Below are 16,377 nucleotides of genomic sequence, written 5' to 3' on the forward strand. Positions count from 1 at the left end.
TGGCTAGGCTCGTGCCCAAATGTCAAATTCAAAAGTGATCCCGCTGCCGCAACTGCCCGTGACCGAAGTGCTTCCCGCGCTGGATCAAGCACTGGCGGATCATGCGCGCGCAGTGCTCGTCGCGCCGCCGGGCGCGGGCAAGACGACGCTGGTGCCGATCCATCTGCTTCAAGCGGATTGGCGCGGCGACGGCATGATCGTGCTGCTGGAGCCGCGCCGGCTTGCCGCTCGCGCCGCCGCGCGCCGCATGGCCGAACTGATGGGCGAGGAGCCGGGCGCGACGGTCGGCTACCGGATGCGGCTTGAAAGCAAGGTTTCGGCGAAAACGAAAATCCTTGTCGTCACCGAGGGCGTGTTCGCGCGTATGATTCTCGACGATCCGGATCTGAAAGGCGTCGCGGCGGTTCTGTTCGATGAGTTTCATGAGCGCAGCCTCGATGCGGATTTCGGCCTCGCGCTGGCGCTCGACGTGCAGGCGGGCTTGCGCGACGATCTCAAAATCCTCGTCATGTCGGCGACGCTTGACGGCGCGCGCGTAGCTTCTCTGCTTGGCGATGCGCCGGTGATGACAAGCGAAGGCCGCGCCTATCCGATAGACATACGCTACCGCGAACGCAAACCGGACGAGCGCATCGAGGATGCGATGGCGCGGGCTATCCGCGAGGCTTTGACCCAAGAGACGGGGAGCATTCTCGCCTTCCTGCCCGGCCAAGGCGAGATAGAACGCACGGCGCAGCAGCTGGAAAGCCAGTTGCCCGCTAACGTCATTCTCGCTCCCCTCTATGGAGCGATGGAAGGGCGGGATCAGGATATCGCCATCAAGCCTGCGCCCACTGGCAAGCGCAAGATCGTGCTGGCCACCTCGATTGCCGAGACGTCTCTCACCATCGATGGCGTGCGCGTGGTGATCGATAGCGGCCTTGCGCGTTTGCCGAAATACGAACCGGCCACCGGGCTTACCCGGCTTGAAACCGTACGCGCCTCGCGCGCCGCCGCCGATCAGCGCGCGGGCCGCGCCGGGCGAACGGAACCGGGCATTGCCATCCGTCTGTGGCATTCCGGCCAGACGGCTTCGCTACCGCCTTTCTCGCCGCCGGAAATTCTGGAGGCGGACCTTTCAGGCCTCGTGCTCAATTGCGCCGCATGGGGCGTGACTGATCCGGCGACGCTCGCCTTTCTCGATCCGCCGCCGAAACCGGCGCTGGCGGAAGCGCGGTCCTTGCTGACACGGCTGGGGGCGCTGGATGAAGCAGGACGCCTGACGCCCGAGGCGCAAGCGATGCGCGCGCTGGCACTGCCCGTCCGGCTGGCGCATATGGTCGCTGAGGCGGCTAAGCGCGGCGAGGCACAGGCCGCAGCGGAACTCGCCATGCTTTTGACCGAGCGCGGACTTGGCGGCAACGACGCCGATCTCGAAACCCGCGCCTCACGAATTCGCAACGACCGTTCTGACCGCGCCCAACGGGCGAAGGGACTGGCGAAGCGTCTGGCGGCTTCAGTGCCGAACAAGGGGCAACCCGCCGGTTCCAGCATCGGCCGCATGTTGCTCGACGCCTATCCCGACCGCATAGCCAAAGCGCGCGGACAGGTGGGGCAATTTCTGCTCGCCAACGGGCGCGGCGGCGAAGTCGACGCGGGATTGAGCCTTAGCCGCGCGCCATGGCTCGTCGTAGCCGACATGAGCGGCAAGGCGGGCCGAGCCCGGATTCTTTCGGCGGCGGAAATTTCCGAGACGGAAATCCGCATGGCGCTTGGCAACAAGATCGAGAGCGGAAAGCAGGTCATTTATGACCCGGAAAAGAATGCGCTGCGGGCGCGGGAAGCGGTTCGCATCGGTGCGATTGCCCTGTCCGAAAAGCCGCTCGCGGCGCCGTCGGGGGCTGCTGCCGACGAAGGCGTGATCGCCGCCGTGCGCCAGCATGGGCTTTCCATCCTGCCATGGAGCAAAGAGGCGGAAACCTTGCGCCGCAGACTCGGCTGGCTGCACAAGGGTTTGGGCGAGCCATGGCCGTCGATGGAGGATGGATACCTTCTGGAAAAGCTGGAAGACTGGCTGTTGCCGTTCCTCACCGGCGAGGCGCAGCTTAACCGCATTCCCGGCCATGCGCTCAAGAACGGGCTGATGAGCCTCGTGCCCTTCGATTTGCAACGCAATGTAGACAAGCTCGCGCCTACCCATTTCGAAGTGCCTACCGGCTCGCATATCCCGATCCGCTACGATGCGGAAGAGCCTGTCATCGCGGTGCGGGTGCAGGAACTGTTCGGCCTCGCCGTCCATCCGGCGATTGCCGACGGCAAGGTGCCGCTGCTGCTGGAGCTGCTGTCTCCCGCCCATCGCCCGATCCAGATCACCCGCGATTTGCCGGGCTTTTGGAAAGGCTCCTGGGCCGATGTGCGCGCCGATATGCGCGGGCGATATCCAAGGCATGTCTGGCCGGAAGATCCGGCTACGGCTGATCCCACAAGGCGCGCGAAGCCGCGCGGGCAATAGATATTGAAATGGAACGGTTGGTGGGGCAGTACCCCCCTCTGCCCTGCCGGGCATCTCCCCCTCAAGGGGGGAGATTGGCTGACACGACGCTCCGCCTTCATTCTGCAACATTTGCGATTGGTGCCGCGCGTTCATGAAGGCGTAATCTCCCCCCTTGAGGGGGAGATGCCTGGCAAGGCAGAGGGGGGTGAGATGAAGCGCGCTTGCGGTAGCTTGAGAAATAGATAGGATCACAAATGACCCCCGAATTCAGCAACCGCGCCTCCTATCTCTCGCGCCGGCTCCGGCTCACCACGCTGGTGCGGCTGCGGTGGCTGGCGATTGCGGGGCAGACCGCGGCCATCCTCACCGTGATGCTCTATCTGGAATTCCCGTTCCCGGTCGGCATCTGCCTGGGGCTGATCGCTGCCTCGGCGTGGCTCAATCTTCTCCTTTCCTTCCGCTATCCCGTCAACCATCGCCTCTCGCCGGAAGCCGCCTTCGCCGTTCTCGCCTTCGATCTCTTCCAGCTTGCGGGGCTCATCTACCTGACCGGCGGGTTGCAGAATCCCTTCGCTGTGCTTTTGATCGTGCCGGTGGTCATCTCGGCCACCTCGCTTCCCGCCCGCAGCACGATGATCCTTGGCGCTCTCGTCGTCGCCTGCACCACGCTGCTCGCCATCTATCATCGCCCCCTGCCCTGGTATCCCGGCGTCGAGATGACACTGCCCATCCTGCTCGTCGCCGGGGTGTGGTGCGCCATTGTTTCGGCGCTCGTCTTCACAGGGGTCTATGCCTACCGCGTGGCGGAGGAAGCCCGGCAATTGGCCGATGCGCTCGCCGCCACGGAGTTGGTGCTGCAGCGCGAACAACACCTCTCCGCGCTTGACGGGCTTGCCGCCGCCGCCGCGCATGAGTTGGGTACGCCGCTCGCCACCATCGCTCTCGTGGTGAAGGAGATGCAGCGCGCCCTTGGGTCCGACGACCGCGTGGCTGATGATCTGGAGCTTCTGCGCTCGCAGACGCAGCGCTGCCGCGAGATATTGCAGCGACTGACCAGCCTTTCATCCGAAGGCGAGGAGCATATGTCGCGCCTGCCGCTGTCCTCGCTCATCGAGGAGGTGATCGCGCCGCACCGTAATTTTGGCATCGCCATCGATGTCAGCCGGACAGGCGGAGAGGGAGCGGAGCCTATCGCGCGGCGCAATCCCGGCGTGATCTACGGTCTGGGCAATCTCATCGAGAACGCCGTCGATTTCGCACGCACAAATGCGAGCGTCGCCTGGAGATGGACCGAGAGCACGGTGGAAATCACCATTCTCGACGATGGCCAAGGTTTTACACCTGATATTCTCGACCGTATCGGCGAGCCTTATATGACAAGCCGCGAGGCGGGGGCCAATAGCGGCGGGGGCCTTGGACTTGGGCTTTTCATTGCCAAGACGCTCCTTGAGCGTTCCGGCGCGCATATCACTTTCCGTAATCGCAGCGATCCCGGACAGGGCGCGGAAATACGGGTGGTTTGGCCGCGAACAGCTTTGGAGGGAAATTTCGCCTGATCTTCCAGCGCGATTTGACTTTTCGACATATGGCCATCAATAAGAAGCCAGATAAAAAAGTAGGAAAATACCCTGATGGAAGATGCAGATCAGGACAGCGCCGCCGCGATTGGCGGGGACCCTTCCCTTCTTCTGGTCGACGATGACAAGCCCTTCCTGCAGCGCCTCGCCCGCGCCATGGAGAGCCGTGGCTTCTGTGTGACGACGGCCGAATCCGTCGAGGAAGGCATTGCGGCGGTCAGGCACGCGGCGCCCGCCTATGCGGTGGTCGACATGCGTCTTGGCGATGGTAACGGACTCGATGTCATCGAGGCGATCCGCAGCCGCAGGCCAGATACCCGCGCCATCGTTCTGACCGGCTATGGCAACATCGCCACTGCGGTCAACGCGGTGAAGCTTGGCGCCATCGATTATCTTTCCAAGCCCGCCGATGCCGATGAGGTCTTTGCCGCGCTCACCCGGCGCTCAGGCGAAAAAGTCGTGCCGCCGGAAAACCCGATGTCGGCCGACCGGGTGCGGTGGGAACATATCCAGCGGGTTTATGAAATGTGTGAGCGCAACGTTTCCGAAACCGCCCGCCGCCTCAATATGCATCGCCGGACGTTGCAGCGGATATTGGCGAAGAGAGCGCCGAGGTAGTGAATGGTGAGGCAGTGAGCAGTGAGCAGTGAGCAGAAAAAAATCTACTGCTCACTGCTTACTGTCTCACCGCTCACTACCTCTATCCCCGCCAACTCCGCTACCGTCAACCGTGCCGCGCCTATGCGGGCGAAGCGTAGCGTCATTGCCTTGCGGGTCGCCGCCGCCAGCCGGTGTTCCGGTGCGTCGCGCAGGATTTCCGCACCATAGCCATCGGAGAGAATGAGGCCGCATTCCGCAGGGAAGATTTCGTGGGGCACGCCTGGGTGGCTAGCGAAGAACAGCCGATCGCAATGGAGGCGATATTCCGGCCATTTGCGGTCCGCTTTCCAGTCCTCGATCGATGATTTGATCTCGACGATCCAGATATCGCCGCTCTTGGTCAGCGCGGCCAGATCGGCGCGCCGCCCGGAGGCGAGTGGCAGTTCCGGCAGAACGGCAAGCCCCATTTCCAGAAACAGGCGCTGCACGCCACGCCGCACCAGCATGGCGTTTTCCGACTGGCGCCCGTCGGCAAGCGGATGCGTCTGATTGGGGACTATAATCGGCATGATCGAGCATTTTTGCAAAGGCGAGAGACATCGGAGCATGACCCCAAACCGAAGGGCACCGCCGGCAAAAAGTTGCAGACTTTGCGGATAAGATCACGAGACAAAAAACAAATGTGACTTTTTCGTGCCACACCAGCTGTTTTGGAAGACGCCTCTCCAGACAAAACTCGCATTATGGTTAACCGTCAGTTAAGAAAGCGGCGATTACGTTCATATACTTAAGTGGGTGATTCGCTAGGGCTACATACTATTTCACGAGGGAAAATACATGAATATCAAGCAGTTGCCGGTGGCTTTCACAATGATTGCCGCAGCCGCCCTCGCAGGCTGTTCAACAAGCGAACGCGAACATCAAATAGCATACGCCTCGGTCACGGATGCAGGATATACGCTTCCCGCGATACCTCAAGCCAAGATCCCTCCCCAATATAAGCGCCAGATCGTCGATTACCACACCAGCGAAACGCCGGGGACGGTGATCGTCGATACCGCGAACAAGTTTCTTTATTACGTCATGCCCGGCGGCAAGGCGATGCGCTACGGCATCGGCGTCGGCAAGGAGGGCTTTGACTGGTCGGGTACGGCGCGCGTCGCGATGAAGCGCGAATGGCCCATATGGACACCGCCCGCGCCGATGATCAAGCGCCGGCCTGAGCTGGCGGAATTCCGTGGCGGCATGCAGCCGGGACTACAGAACCCGCTCGGCCCGCGCGCGCTTTATCTCTACAAGGGCGGCAACGATACCGGCTATCGCCTGCACGGCACGCCCGAATGGTGGTCGATCGGCAAGGCAATGTCATCCGGCTGCATCCGCTTGCTCAATCAGGATATCATCGATCTTTATAACCGCGTGGATGTCGGCGCGAAGGTGATTGTGAAGTGAGGGCAGTAGGGCAGTAGGGCAGTAGGGCAGTAGGGCAGTAGGGAAAGATACCGCGCAAGCGAGCGGTCAATGGCAACCGCCAAACATATTGCCCTACTGCCCTATTCCCTTAATCTCAGATCGACTCGACCTGTTGCACTTCCGGCACGAAATGGCGGAGCAGGTTCTGGATGCCGTGCTTCAGCGTCGCCGTCGAGGATGGGCATCCAGAGCAGGCGCCCTTCATGTGCAGATAGACCGTTCCCTTCTCGAAACCGCGGAAGGTGATGTCGCCGCCGTCCTGCGCCACGGCGGGACGGACACGCGTTTCCAGCAGTTCCTTGATCATATCGACGATCTCGCCGTCGGCCTCGTCAAAGAACTCGCCCTCGCCATGCTCGGGCTCGGCGGCGGTCTCAGCGGCCATCACCGGTGTGCCGGCCATGAGATGTTCCATGATCGTGCCAAGAATGGCGGGCTTCAGATGCTGCCAGTCCGGGCCGTCGTTCTTTGTGATGGTGATGAAATCATAGCCGAAGAATACGCCCGTCACGCCCGGGATGGCAAAGAGCTTGGCGGCGAGAGGCGACGTGTTGCTCGCCGCGCCCGCATCGCGGAAATCAGCCGTGCCTTCCGGCATGACTACTTTTCCGGGCAGGAATTTCAGTGTCGCCGGATTGGGCGTTGTTTCGGTCTGGATGAACACAAGCGTTCTCCTGCGCTAGAGCATGAATAGGTTCGCTCTATATAGGCGCGTCACGCCACCGCATCAATGTCTTCATCGGTGAGACTGTGCGGCACCACAGTGACCGGAATGGGGAAAATTGCGCCGCGCCCGGCGATCGACTGCACCAGCGGCCCCGGCCCTTCGCTGCCAGCGCCAGCGGCGAGCACCAGGATGGCGATGTCCTGGTCTTCCTCGATAAGCTTGAGGATCTCCTCGGATGTCTGCCCCTCGCGGAGCACAAGCTCAGGCTCCAGCCCCTGTTCCTCGCGCAGCTTGGCTGCGAATTTATCCAGCGCGGCCTGGGCGCGTTCTTCCGCTTCCGCGCGCATGATGTCGCCTACGCCCAGAAAATGCTGGAAATCGGCCGAATCAATCACGAACAGCAGAACCAGCGAGCCGCCGGTATTTCGAGCGCGGCGCGCGGCATAGGCGACCGCGCGGTCGCACTCCGGCGTTTCGTCGATGACGGCAAGGAACTTGCGGCGATGTCCGGCTTCCCGGCTTAAGCGTTTTGAAACCATGGCGTCAATGTGTCATCGTGAAACGAAACGTGCAAGGTGGGCTTGGCTGATATCAATCCTGCAGGAACCCAATAATATCGCGGACATGGCGCATGGTTTCCTCGGCAAGAACGCTTGCGCGCTCGCCACCATCCTTCAAGACCGAGTCGACATAGGCCTGATCGCCTGAAATGCGGCGCATTTCCTCGGTGATCGGCGAAAGCCTCGCCACGGCGAGATCGGCCAAGGCCGGCTTGAAATCGGAAAACTGCCTGCCGCCGAAATCGCGGATGACCGTCTCTTTGTCCGTGCCGGAAAGGGCGGCATAAATGCCGACGAGATTGTCCGCCTCCGGTCGGCCCGCGAGCCCTTCCACATCGGACGGCAACGCTTCCGGATCGGTCTTCGCCTTGCGTATCTTTTTGGCGATGGTATCCGCGTCATCGACCAGGTTGATGCGCGAAAGATCGGACGGGTCGGATTTCGACATCTTCTTCGTGCCGTCGCGCAGCGACATGATGCGCATGGCCGGCCCCGAAATCATCGGCTCGGTCAGCGGGAAGAAGCCGGAAACCTGCTCGTCGCCCACCTGCATATCGACGCCGATGCCGAGCGAGGCGATGCGGTCGGAATAGTCATTGTTGAATTTCTGCGCGACGTCGCGCGTCAGTTCCAGATGCTGCTTCTGATCGTCTCCGACAGGCACATGCGTCGCGCGGTAGAGCAGGATATCGGCGGCCATCAGGTTGGGATAGACGAACAGCCCGGCGGAGGCGTTCTCGCGGTCCTTGCCGGCCTTGTCCTTGAACTGCGTCATGCGGTTGAGCCAGCCCATGCGGGCCACGCAGTTGAACACCCAGGCGAGTTCTGCATGCTGGCGTACGCGGCTCTGGTTGAAGACGATGCTCTTCTTCGGATCGATGCCGGAAGCGAGAAACGCCGCCGTGACTTCACGGGTAAACTGCATCAGCTCGACCGGATCGGGATTGACCGTCAATGCATGCATATCGACGATGCAATAGAGGCACTCATGGCTGTCCTGCAGGTCCAGCCAGCGCTTGATCGCCCCCAGATAATTGCCCAGATGCAGATTTCCCGTCGGCTGGATGCCGGAGAAGACGAGCGGTTTGAAACTATCCATGGGTGCTTCCTTTTGAAGCCGGTGGAGCATGATTGCGCGCTTTTGGCAGAGCGGTGCCCAGCGATCAAGCGGAATCGCTGCCTTGCTTTTTAACGCCAACCGCCGCCTTGCGCTTCAAACTGCGCCTGATCATGCCGGCGTTGGCGCCGCCCAGACCGAAGGCAAGCGCGAAATAGACGATCCCGCCCGCCGCCACGAGCAGGCCCACCGTCGCGGCTTGAACAAGGAAGGGAACGCCGGTGGCAAGCAGATGGCCCTGCCACTGCATCGCGTAATAAAGCCCCCCCGCCATGACCGCCGCCGCAAGGACGAGGCGCGGGATGCGGGTCAAAAGAGGAATGTCCTTCCCCCAATGCCCGCGCCAGGCGAGTGTCGAGAACAGGAGGACGACATTGATCCAGCCGGCGACGATTTCCGCCACCGCTATGCCGGCTGCCCCGTACCGCGGAAAGAGCGTCAGGGCGAGCGTGACGTTCACTATGACCGAAATGGCGGCGAATATCATCGGCGTGCGGGTATCCTCGCGGGCGAAGAAGCCGGGAATGAACGCCTTGATCAGCACGAAGGCGGGCAGGCCAAGGCCGTATATCGCCAAAATACCGGCGACGACGCGTGTGGCATCGGGGGAAAACTCGCCGCGCTCGTAGAGGAGCCGCACGATCGGCTCCGACATGACGAGGAGAGCGGCGGCGGCTGGCAGTGTCAGGAACAGCGTGAACTCGACCGAGCGGTTCTGCAGATTCGCCGCTTCCTTCAAATTGCCGGAGCGAAGCGCGCGAGCAAGTTCCGGCAGAAGCACCGTCGCCACCGCGATGCCCACCACGCCCAGCGGCAGCTGATAGATGCGGTCGGCATAGACGAGCGAGGAAACCGCGCCCTCCCTGCTTGAAGCAATATTGGTGTTGATCAGAAGATTGATCTGGGTGATGCCGCCGGTCACCGCCGCCGGAAGCGCCAGGATGAGCAGGCGTTTGACATTGGGCGTGAAGCGCGGACGACGAAAGCCGATCTTTATGCCCGCCTTGCGCACCGCTGTCGAGACGATGGCGAGCTGCACAAAGCCCGCCGCCATCACGCCCCAGGAGAGGCCGTAGCCCACTGACATCGCGTCATGGCCATTATACCAGGCCCAGCCGAGCACGCCGATCAGGATGAAATTGAGGAAGACCGGCGCGATTGCCGCCGCGAAATAGCGGTGCAGCGAGTTCAGCATCCCGCTCATCATCGCCCCAAGCGACATGCAGGCGAGATAGGGGAACATGATGGCTGCAAGCGTGATCGTGTTTCGGAATTTTTGCGGATCATCGATGAAGCCCGGCGCAATCACGTAGCGCACCAGAAACGGCATCGACAGTTCCATGACGATGGTGAGGCAGAGCAGAACCGTGAAAAGGACGCCGAACACTTCCTCCGAGAAACGCCTGGCACCATCGAGTCCGTTCTTCTCGATTTCCTTGGCGAAAAGCGGCACGAAGGCGGAGTTGAACGCGCCTTCGGCAAAAAGCCGGCGGAACGTGTTGGGAAAGCGGAACGCCGCATTGAACGCATCGGCCACCGGCCCAGTGCCAAGCGCCGCCGCCATCAGCATTTCGCGGGTGAAGCCGAAGATACGGCTCGCAAGCGTGCCCGACGCGACGGTGGCGAATTTTTTAACGAGGCTCATGGGTTGGAGCCTTTCATTTTGCAGGTATTATCCTTGTCAAACACCCCCCTCTGCCCTGCCGGGCATCTCCCCCTCAAGGGGGGAGATTGGCTGGGAGTTCCGCTTTCGCCAATCTCGAACGTAGCAGAATAATGGACCGTCATTGATGACGGCCAATCTCCCCCCTTGAGGGGGAGATGCCCGGCAGGGCAGAGGGGGGTGAAGAACGAAAGCAATTCCATCAAAATAAAAACCGCATTATTCCGCTGCCTGGTGCGCGCGGCTGCCAGCGCGTGCAGGGGCCTCTTCCTTGCCGAATAGCGCCAGGAGCTTGCGCTTGATATTGCCCTGCCGTGAGGCGCTGGAAACTTTGTGCCCTACAAGGTCCGTGACGTAAAAGGCATCGATCACCTTCTCGCCGAAGGTTGTGATATGCGCCGAGGCGATGTCGAGCGAGAGACCGGAAATCACGCCGGTAAGCTCCGATAAAAGGCCCGGGCGGTCCAGCCCTTCCACCTCGATGACAGTGAATTTGTTCGACAGCGTGTTGTTGATTTCCACCCGTGGCTCGACGCGGAAGGCCTTCGCGGCGCGCTTCGGCTTCACCCGCCTAGCGAGCATGTCGGGGAGATGCGAGCGGCCCGAGAGCACATCCTCGATCAGCTTGCCGACGCGCTGCGCCCGCCGCTTCTCATCATCGTCCGTCTCGAATTCGCGGTTGATGAGGATAGTGTCGAGCGCGCGCCCGTCGCTCGTCGTAAAGATCTGCGCATCCACGATATTGGCGCCGGCGCCGGCGCATGCACCAGCGATCACCGAGAGCAGGCGCGGGTGGTCGGGCGCCAGCACTGTGATCTCGGTTACGGCCTCAAAGGCGCGCGGCTCGACCATCGTAGCGAGAGCCTTCCCCGCCGCATCCGTCTCGCGGATGAACTTGGCATGCCGCGCCTGATCCTCCAGGCTGACGGTGAGAAAATAGTTCTGATAGTGCCGGCTGAGATAGCTTTCCCGCTCCTCCTCCGGCCAGGTATCAAGGGCCGCGGCAAGCTGCGTCCGCGCGTGGTCGAAGCGGTTCTGGCGCGAGACTTCCGAGAAACCGCCGGTGAGCAACAACTCGGTCTCATAAAAGAGCGTGCGCAGGAGCTGGCCCTTCCAGCCGTTCCAGACACCGGGGCCGACCGCCTTGATGTCGCAGACCGTGAGGATCAGAAGCAACTTCAGCCGCTCCAGCGTCTGCACTCTGGCTGCGAAATCCTCGATGGTCTTGCGGTCATTCAAATCGCGCGACTGCGCGACCATGCTCATGGTCAGGTGCTCCTGCACCAGCCAGGCGACCGTCTCGGTTTCGGCGAGGGTGAGGCCAAGGCGCGGGCAGAGCCGGCGCGCGATGCGGGCGCCTGCATCAGAATGATCTTCCGGGCGCCCCTTGGCAATGTCATGCAGAAGCAGCGCGATGTAGAGGAGGTTGCGATCTTTCTTTAGCGCCGGCATCAGCGTGTTGGAGAGCGGATGCTCGTGCCCCAACTCCCCATGCTCGATTTCGGAGAGAACCGCGATGCAGCGCAACAGGTGCTCGTCCACCGTATAATGGTGGTACATGTTGAACTGCATCATCGCGACGATCTTGCCGAAATCGGGAATGAAACGTCCAAGCACGCCGGATTCGTTCATCCGCCGCAGGATGAGCTCCGGATTGCGCGGCGATGTCAGGATTTCGAGAAAAAGGCGATTGGCTTCCGGGTTCTCGCGCAAATCGGCATTGATCAGCTTTAGGGAGCGCGTGATCTGCTGCATCGCTTGCGGATGAAACTCCAGGCCGTTCTTATCGGCCAGATGAAACAGCCTGATGATATCGACCGGGTCGCGCTCGAACACGCCCTCATCGGCGATGTTGATGCGGTGATTATCGGCAACGAAGCTTTGCGTACCGGCGAGCTTGCGCTTGCGGCGTGAGAAGGTGAGGAAGATGCGGTTGAAGCCCGGCACATGTTTTGCCTGCTCCTCCTCCAGCGCCGCGCAGATGATGCGCGTCAGGTCGCCGACATCCTTGGCTACAAGGAAATAGTGCTTCATGAAGCGCTCGACATCGTGAAGACCGGGATGCGACGTATAGCCGAGCCGGCTGGCGATTTCGCGCTGGATGTCGAAGGAGAGCCGCTCCTCCGCCTTGCCGGTCAGGAAATGCATGTGGCAGCGCACTGCCCAGAGGAAATCCTCCGCCTTCATGAACAGCTTGTGCTCGGCGCGTGAAAGCACGCCGGCCTTGACCAGTTCCTCGCTGGTGCGCACGCGGTAGAAATATTTGGCGATCCAGAACAGCGTGTGCAGGTCGCGCTGCCCGCCCTTGCTTTCCTTGACGTTCGGCTCGACCAGATAGCGCGTTTCGCCGGTCTTACGGTGGCGGGCGTCCCGCTCGGCGAGCTTGGCCTGGATGAACAAAGGGGCTGTGCCCTGGACCACTTCTTCATCGAAGCGCCGCGTCATCTCGTCGAAGAGTTCGCGGCTGCCGCAGAGAAACCGCGCTTCCAGAACCGCCGTGCGGATGGTCATATCCTCTTTTGACAAGCGGACCGTTTCATCGACGTTGCGCGTGGCGTGGCCGACCTTGAGCCCTAGGTCCCACAGCATATAGAGGACATATTCGACCACCTGCTCGCCCCATGGGGTCTGCTTGTAAGGCAGCAGAAACAGCAGGTCGATATCGGAGCCAGGAGCCAACGCGCCGCGCCCATAGCCGCCGACGGCAAGGATCGCCATGCGCTCGGCCTTGGACGGATTGGTGGCTGGATAGACGTGGGTCACCGCAAAATCATGGAGCGTTTCGATGATGACGTCCATCAAATGGCAAAGGCGGATGGCGCAACGCCGCCCGCCGCCATCCTTCATCAGCATCGCTTCGGCGCTCGCCCGCCCGCTCGCCATCGTGGCCTTCAGCGTTTGCAGGACCTGGCCGCGCAGGACGTGACCGTCAGCCTCTTTTGCGAGCGTATCCAACTGCCGGCGCAGCTTTTCGTAACTCGCGATCTGTTCAAGCTTCAGGTCTGACGCGCTCATGAGGGTTTACCAATGGGATGGATTGCCCCCTATAGCGCGTTTTAAAGGGTGTGGGTATGAAAAAGGTGAGGTCGCGGAATACCTTACCGGCCCCTTGCGCCTGCACGCGGGGGAAAATTCTAAAGGTATCGCTCGGCGTCCATCCGGCCATGCAGCACGCGAACTATGATGATTTCGCTCTTCGTCTCCCGGAAATAAACGATATGTGATCCCACCGCGTATTTCAGGTAATCTTTGCGACCGACTGCAACGGGGCGTCCCTTTTTCGTTCCCGCCGCAAGCCCCTCAAAAGCCGCCGCAAGTTTATCCTGATAGCTCTCGGCCTGTTCGACGGACCATTGGCTGGCGGTATAGAGCCATATATCCGCAAGATCGCGGTCGGCAGCCGGTGAAAGCCGGTACTGCCGCTTAACTCCCATAGACGGCTCGCATTCTCGCCTTGAACGCTTCGTTGTCGAACGGCTGCGGTTCACCCGATTCCTCGCCTTCGATCAGAGCCGCTTCCAAAGCCTTCACCTTTGCCTCGTGTTCTTCCAGCAGCCGAAGACCGGCCCGCACGACATCACTGGCTGAACCGTAGCGACCTGTTTTTACCTGGCTGTCGATGAAACCGGTAAAGTGATCGCCAAGGGAAATGGATGTGTTCCTTGCCATTTGCGAAACTCCTGCAAATCGATACCAAATAGTACCAATAAATCACATTCTACGCAAATAAAGTGCGCCCCCTTGCGTAGGGAGGCGCAACGTCTCGTTGTCCTCACGTCGTCGCGTTATAGGCCGCAATCGCCGCCATATTCACGATATCCGAATCCTTGGCGCCCAGCGAAACGAGCTGCACCGGCTTGTCGAGGCCGACGAGCAGCGGGCCGATGACGGTGGAGTTGCCCAGTTCCTGCAGCATCTTGGTGGAGATCGAGGCGGAGTGAAAGGCGGGCATGACCAGCACATTGGCCGGGCCGGACAGGCGGATGAACGGATATTGCTCCATCAGCGCCGGATTGAGCGCCACATCGGCGCTCATCTCTCCGTCATACTCGAAATCGACGCGGCGCTTGTCGAGGATTCTGACCGCCTCCTGGATACGCTCTGACCGCTCGCCGCCCATATGGCCGAAGGTGGAATAGGCAAGCAACGCGACCCGCGGCACATAGCCCATGCGCCGCGCCATGCCCGCTGCTTCTTCCGCGATATCGGCAAGCTCTTCCGCGTCAGGCATTTCATGCACCGCCGTATCGGCGACGAAAACCGTCCGTCCACGGCACAGCGCGATCGATACGCCGATAACCTTATGGCCTGGCTTGGCATCGATGACGCGGCGAACATCTTCCAGACCCGTCGCATAATTGCGCGTCACGCCCGTCACCATGCCATCGGCATCGCCCAGCGCCACCATGCAGGCGGCAAAATGGTTGCGGTCGTTGTTGATGATGCGGTGGCAATCGCGGAAGAGATAGCCCTGCCTCTGCAGCCGCTCGTAGAGATAATCGGCATAAACAGTGTTGCGGCTCGAAAGGCGCGCATTGATGATCTCGATGCCGGCCTTGGCGAGATCGACGCCGGCTAACTCAGCCGTTTCTCGAATACGATCCTCGCGTCCGAGCAGGATGGCGGTGCCGAGGCGCTGGTTGGCGTAGGAGACCGCCGCGCGCATGACCTGTTCCTCCTCGCCTTCGGCGAAGACGATGCGCTTCGGCTGGCGGCGTACCCGCTCATAGATGCCTTGCAGCGTCGAGGCGATGGGGTCGCGGCGGGCGGAGAGCTCGCGCGCATAGGCCTCCAGATTGGCGATGGGTTTGCCGGCGACGCCCGATTCCATCGCCGCCTTGGCCACCGCCACCGGAATGGCGGAAATCAGGCGCGGATCGAAAGGCACGGGGATGATGTAGTTCGGCCCGAAGCGCGGGCGGTTGCCCTGATAGGCGGCGGCGACATCGTCAGGCACGTCTTCACGCGCCAGCTCGGCCAGCGCATTGGCGGCGGCGACCTTCATGTCCTCATTAATGGTGGTGGCGCGCACGTCGAGCGCACCACGGAAGATGTAAGGAAAGCCCAGAACGTTGTTGACCTGGTTCGGATAGTCCGAGCGCCCAGTCGCCATGATAGCGTCGGAACGGATGCGTGCCACTTCCTCCGGCGTGATTTCAGGGTCCGGATTGGCCATCGCGAAAATAACCGGGTTCGGCGCCATGGAGCGCACCATTTCTTCCGTCAACGCCCCCTTGGCGGAAACGCCAAAAAAGATGTCCGCCCCGTCCATCGCTTCGGCGAGCGAGCGCTTTTCGGTTTTCACCGCATGGGCGGATTTCCACTGGTTCATGCCCTCTTCGCGGCCCTGGTAGACGACGCCCTTGGTATCACAGAGGATGACGTTTTCGGCTGCGAAACCCATCGCCTTGACGAGTTCGATGCAGGCGATGCCCGCCGCGCCCGCGCCGTTGCAGACGAGCTTCGTCGTCGTCATGTCGCGCCCGGTCAGGTGCAGCGCGTTGATGAGGCCTGCCACCGCGATAATCGCCGTGCCATGCTGGTCGTCGTGGAACACCGGAATGTCCATCAGCTCGCGCAGGCGGCTTTCGATGATGAAACAGTCCGGCGCCTTGATATCTTCCAGATTGATGCCGCCGAAGGAGGGACCGAGATAACGCACCGCATTGACGAAAGCGTCGATATCGGTGGTGTCGACTTCCAGATCGATGGAATCGACATCGGCGAAACGCTTGAACAGCACCGCCTTGCCTTCCATGACAGGCTTCGATGCCAGCGCGCCGAGATTGCCTAGACCAAGGATCGCCGTGCCGTTGGAGATCACCGCGACCATGTTGCCCTTGGCGGTGTAATCATAGGCCAGCGCCGGATTTTCCGCGATGGCTTTAACCGGAACGGCCACGCCGGGCGAATAGGCGAGCGAAAGGTCGCGCTGCGTCGCCATCGGCTTGGTCGGGTTGATCTCCAGCTTGCCGGGACGGCCTTGGCTGTGGAAATCGAGCGCTTCCTGTTCGGTGACCGAAGGAGCGGTCCGGCTGGTGGGCGTGGGGCTTGGCGTATCGACGGACATATTCCCTCCCGGTGCTTTGTCTGTGGAGAAAAATGCGATACCGCTAGCGTGGCGCTGTGTAAACAGCACCCTAGGTGTTTGATCCCAGACTTTAATGGTGCATTCTTTTCTCAGGAATGGAAGGAATCATTATGGGCCAGTTTCTCCATGGGAGCGCCACGACGACTGAGGCAGTCC

General features: G+C 61.3%; 13 protein-coding genes. 4 read left to right on the top strand and 9 right to left on the bottom strand.

What is annotated here, in order from left to right; translation table 11 throughout:
* Positions 1–34 precede the first annotated feature (34 nt).
* From hrpB to C7477_RS12075, 3 genes are all read left to right on the top strand, one after another.
* Positions 35–2,491: an ATP-dependent helicase HrpB gene (hrpB, locus tag C7477_RS12060; protein ID WP_110752460.1), complete on the top strand. Its 2,457-nt coding sequence runs from the start codon at positions 35–37 to the stop codon at positions 2,489–2,491.
* A 236-nt stretch (positions 2,492–2,727) separates the two neighbouring features.
* Positions 2,728–4,029, top strand: a complete 1,302-nt coding sequence (locus C7477_RS12070; RefSeq protein ID WP_110752416.1) for an ActS/PrrB/RegB family redox-sensitive histidine kinase — start codon at positions 2,728–2,730, stop codon at positions 4,027–4,029.
* A 75-nt stretch (positions 4,030–4,104) separates the two neighbouring features.
* On the top strand, positions 4,105–4,668 hold the full coding sequence (locus tag C7477_RS12075; protein ID WP_110752418.1) for an ActR/PrrA/RegA family redox response regulator transcription factor: 564 nt from the start codon (positions 4,105–4,107) through the stop codon (positions 4,666–4,668).
* 44 nt (positions 4,669–4,712) lie between these two features.
* Here C7477_RS12075 and C7477_RS12080 read toward each other — a convergent pair whose 3' ends face one another.
* Positions 4,713–5,219: an MmcB family DNA repair protein gene (locus C7477_RS12080; RefSeq protein WP_110752420.1), complete on the bottom strand. Its 507-nt coding sequence runs from the start codon at positions 5,217–5,219 to the stop codon at positions 4,713–4,715.
* Between the two features lie 268 nt (positions 5,220–5,487).
* Between C7477_RS12080 and C7477_RS12085 the strand changes: the two genes are divergently transcribed.
* Positions 5,488–6,102 (top strand): L,D-transpeptidase, encoded by a 615-nt coding sequence (locus tag C7477_RS12085; RefSeq protein WP_110752422.1) that lies wholly within the window; start codon positions 5,488–5,490, stop codon positions 6,100–6,102.
* Positions 6,103–6,217: 115 nt separating this feature from the next.
* On the opposite strand, the gene C7477_RS12090 is transcribed toward C7477_RS12085, so the two are convergent.
* From C7477_RS12090 to C7477_RS12130, 8 genes are all read right to left on the bottom strand, one after another.
* Positions 6,218–6,787 carry a NifU family protein gene (locus tag C7477_RS12090; protein ID WP_110752424.1) on the bottom strand — a complete coding sequence of 190 codons (570 nt, stop codon included), beginning with the start codon at positions 6,785–6,787 and terminating at the stop codon, positions 6,218–6,220.
* Between the two features lie 50 nt (positions 6,788–6,837).
* On the bottom strand, positions 6,838–7,329 hold the full coding sequence (locus C7477_RS12095) for a universal stress protein (protein ID WP_110752426.1): 492 nt from the start codon (positions 7,327–7,329) through the stop codon (positions 6,838–6,840).
* A 52-nt stretch (positions 7,330–7,381) separates the two neighbouring features.
* Entirely contained in the window at positions 7,382–8,449 is a 1,068-nt protein-coding gene (gene trpS / locus C7477_RS12100) for a tryptophan--tRNA ligase (RefSeq protein WP_110752428.1), read from the bottom strand.
* A 64-nt stretch (positions 8,450–8,513) separates the two neighbouring features.
* Positions 8,514–10,112: a murein biosynthesis integral membrane protein MurJ gene (murJ, locus tag C7477_RS12105; protein ID WP_110752430.1), complete on the bottom strand. Its 1,599-nt coding sequence runs from the start codon at positions 10,110–10,112 to the stop codon at positions 8,514–8,516.
* Between the two features lie 237 nt (positions 10,113–10,349).
* A complete protein-coding gene (locus C7477_RS12115; protein WP_110752434.1) occupies positions 10,350–13,145 on the bottom strand; it encodes a [protein-PII] uridylyltransferase in 2,796 nt (931 codons plus the stop codon).
* 119 nt (positions 13,146–13,264) lie between these two features.
* The gene (locus C7477_RS12120; RefSeq protein WP_110752436.1) at positions 13,265–13,564 is read right to left on the bottom strand and encodes a type II toxin-antitoxin system RelE/ParE family toxin; all 300 of its coding nucleotides are present in this window, start codon (positions 13,562–13,564) and stop codon (positions 13,265–13,267) included.
* Positions 13,554–13,799, bottom strand: coding sequence for a type II toxin-antitoxin system ParD family antitoxin (locus C7477_RS12125; protein ID WP_110752438.1), 246 nt, complete (start codon positions 13,797–13,799; stop codon positions 13,554–13,556). Before C7477_RS12125 ends, C7477_RS12120 begins: the two co-directional genes overlap by 11 nt.
* Before the next feature lie 103 nt (positions 13,800–13,902).
* Positions 13,903–16,200, bottom strand: coding sequence for an NADP-dependent malic enzyme (locus C7477_RS12130; protein ID WP_110752440.1), 2,298 nt, complete (start codon positions 16,198–16,200; stop codon positions 13,903–13,905).
* Between the last annotated feature and the right edge of the window lie 177 nt (positions 16,201–16,377).

This window comes from Paramesorhizobium leguminum, from assembly GCF_003217235.1.
Classification (GTDB): domain Bacteria; phylum Pseudomonadota; class Alphaproteobacteria; order Rhizobiales; family Rhizobiaceae; genus Paramesorhizobium; species Paramesorhizobium leguminum.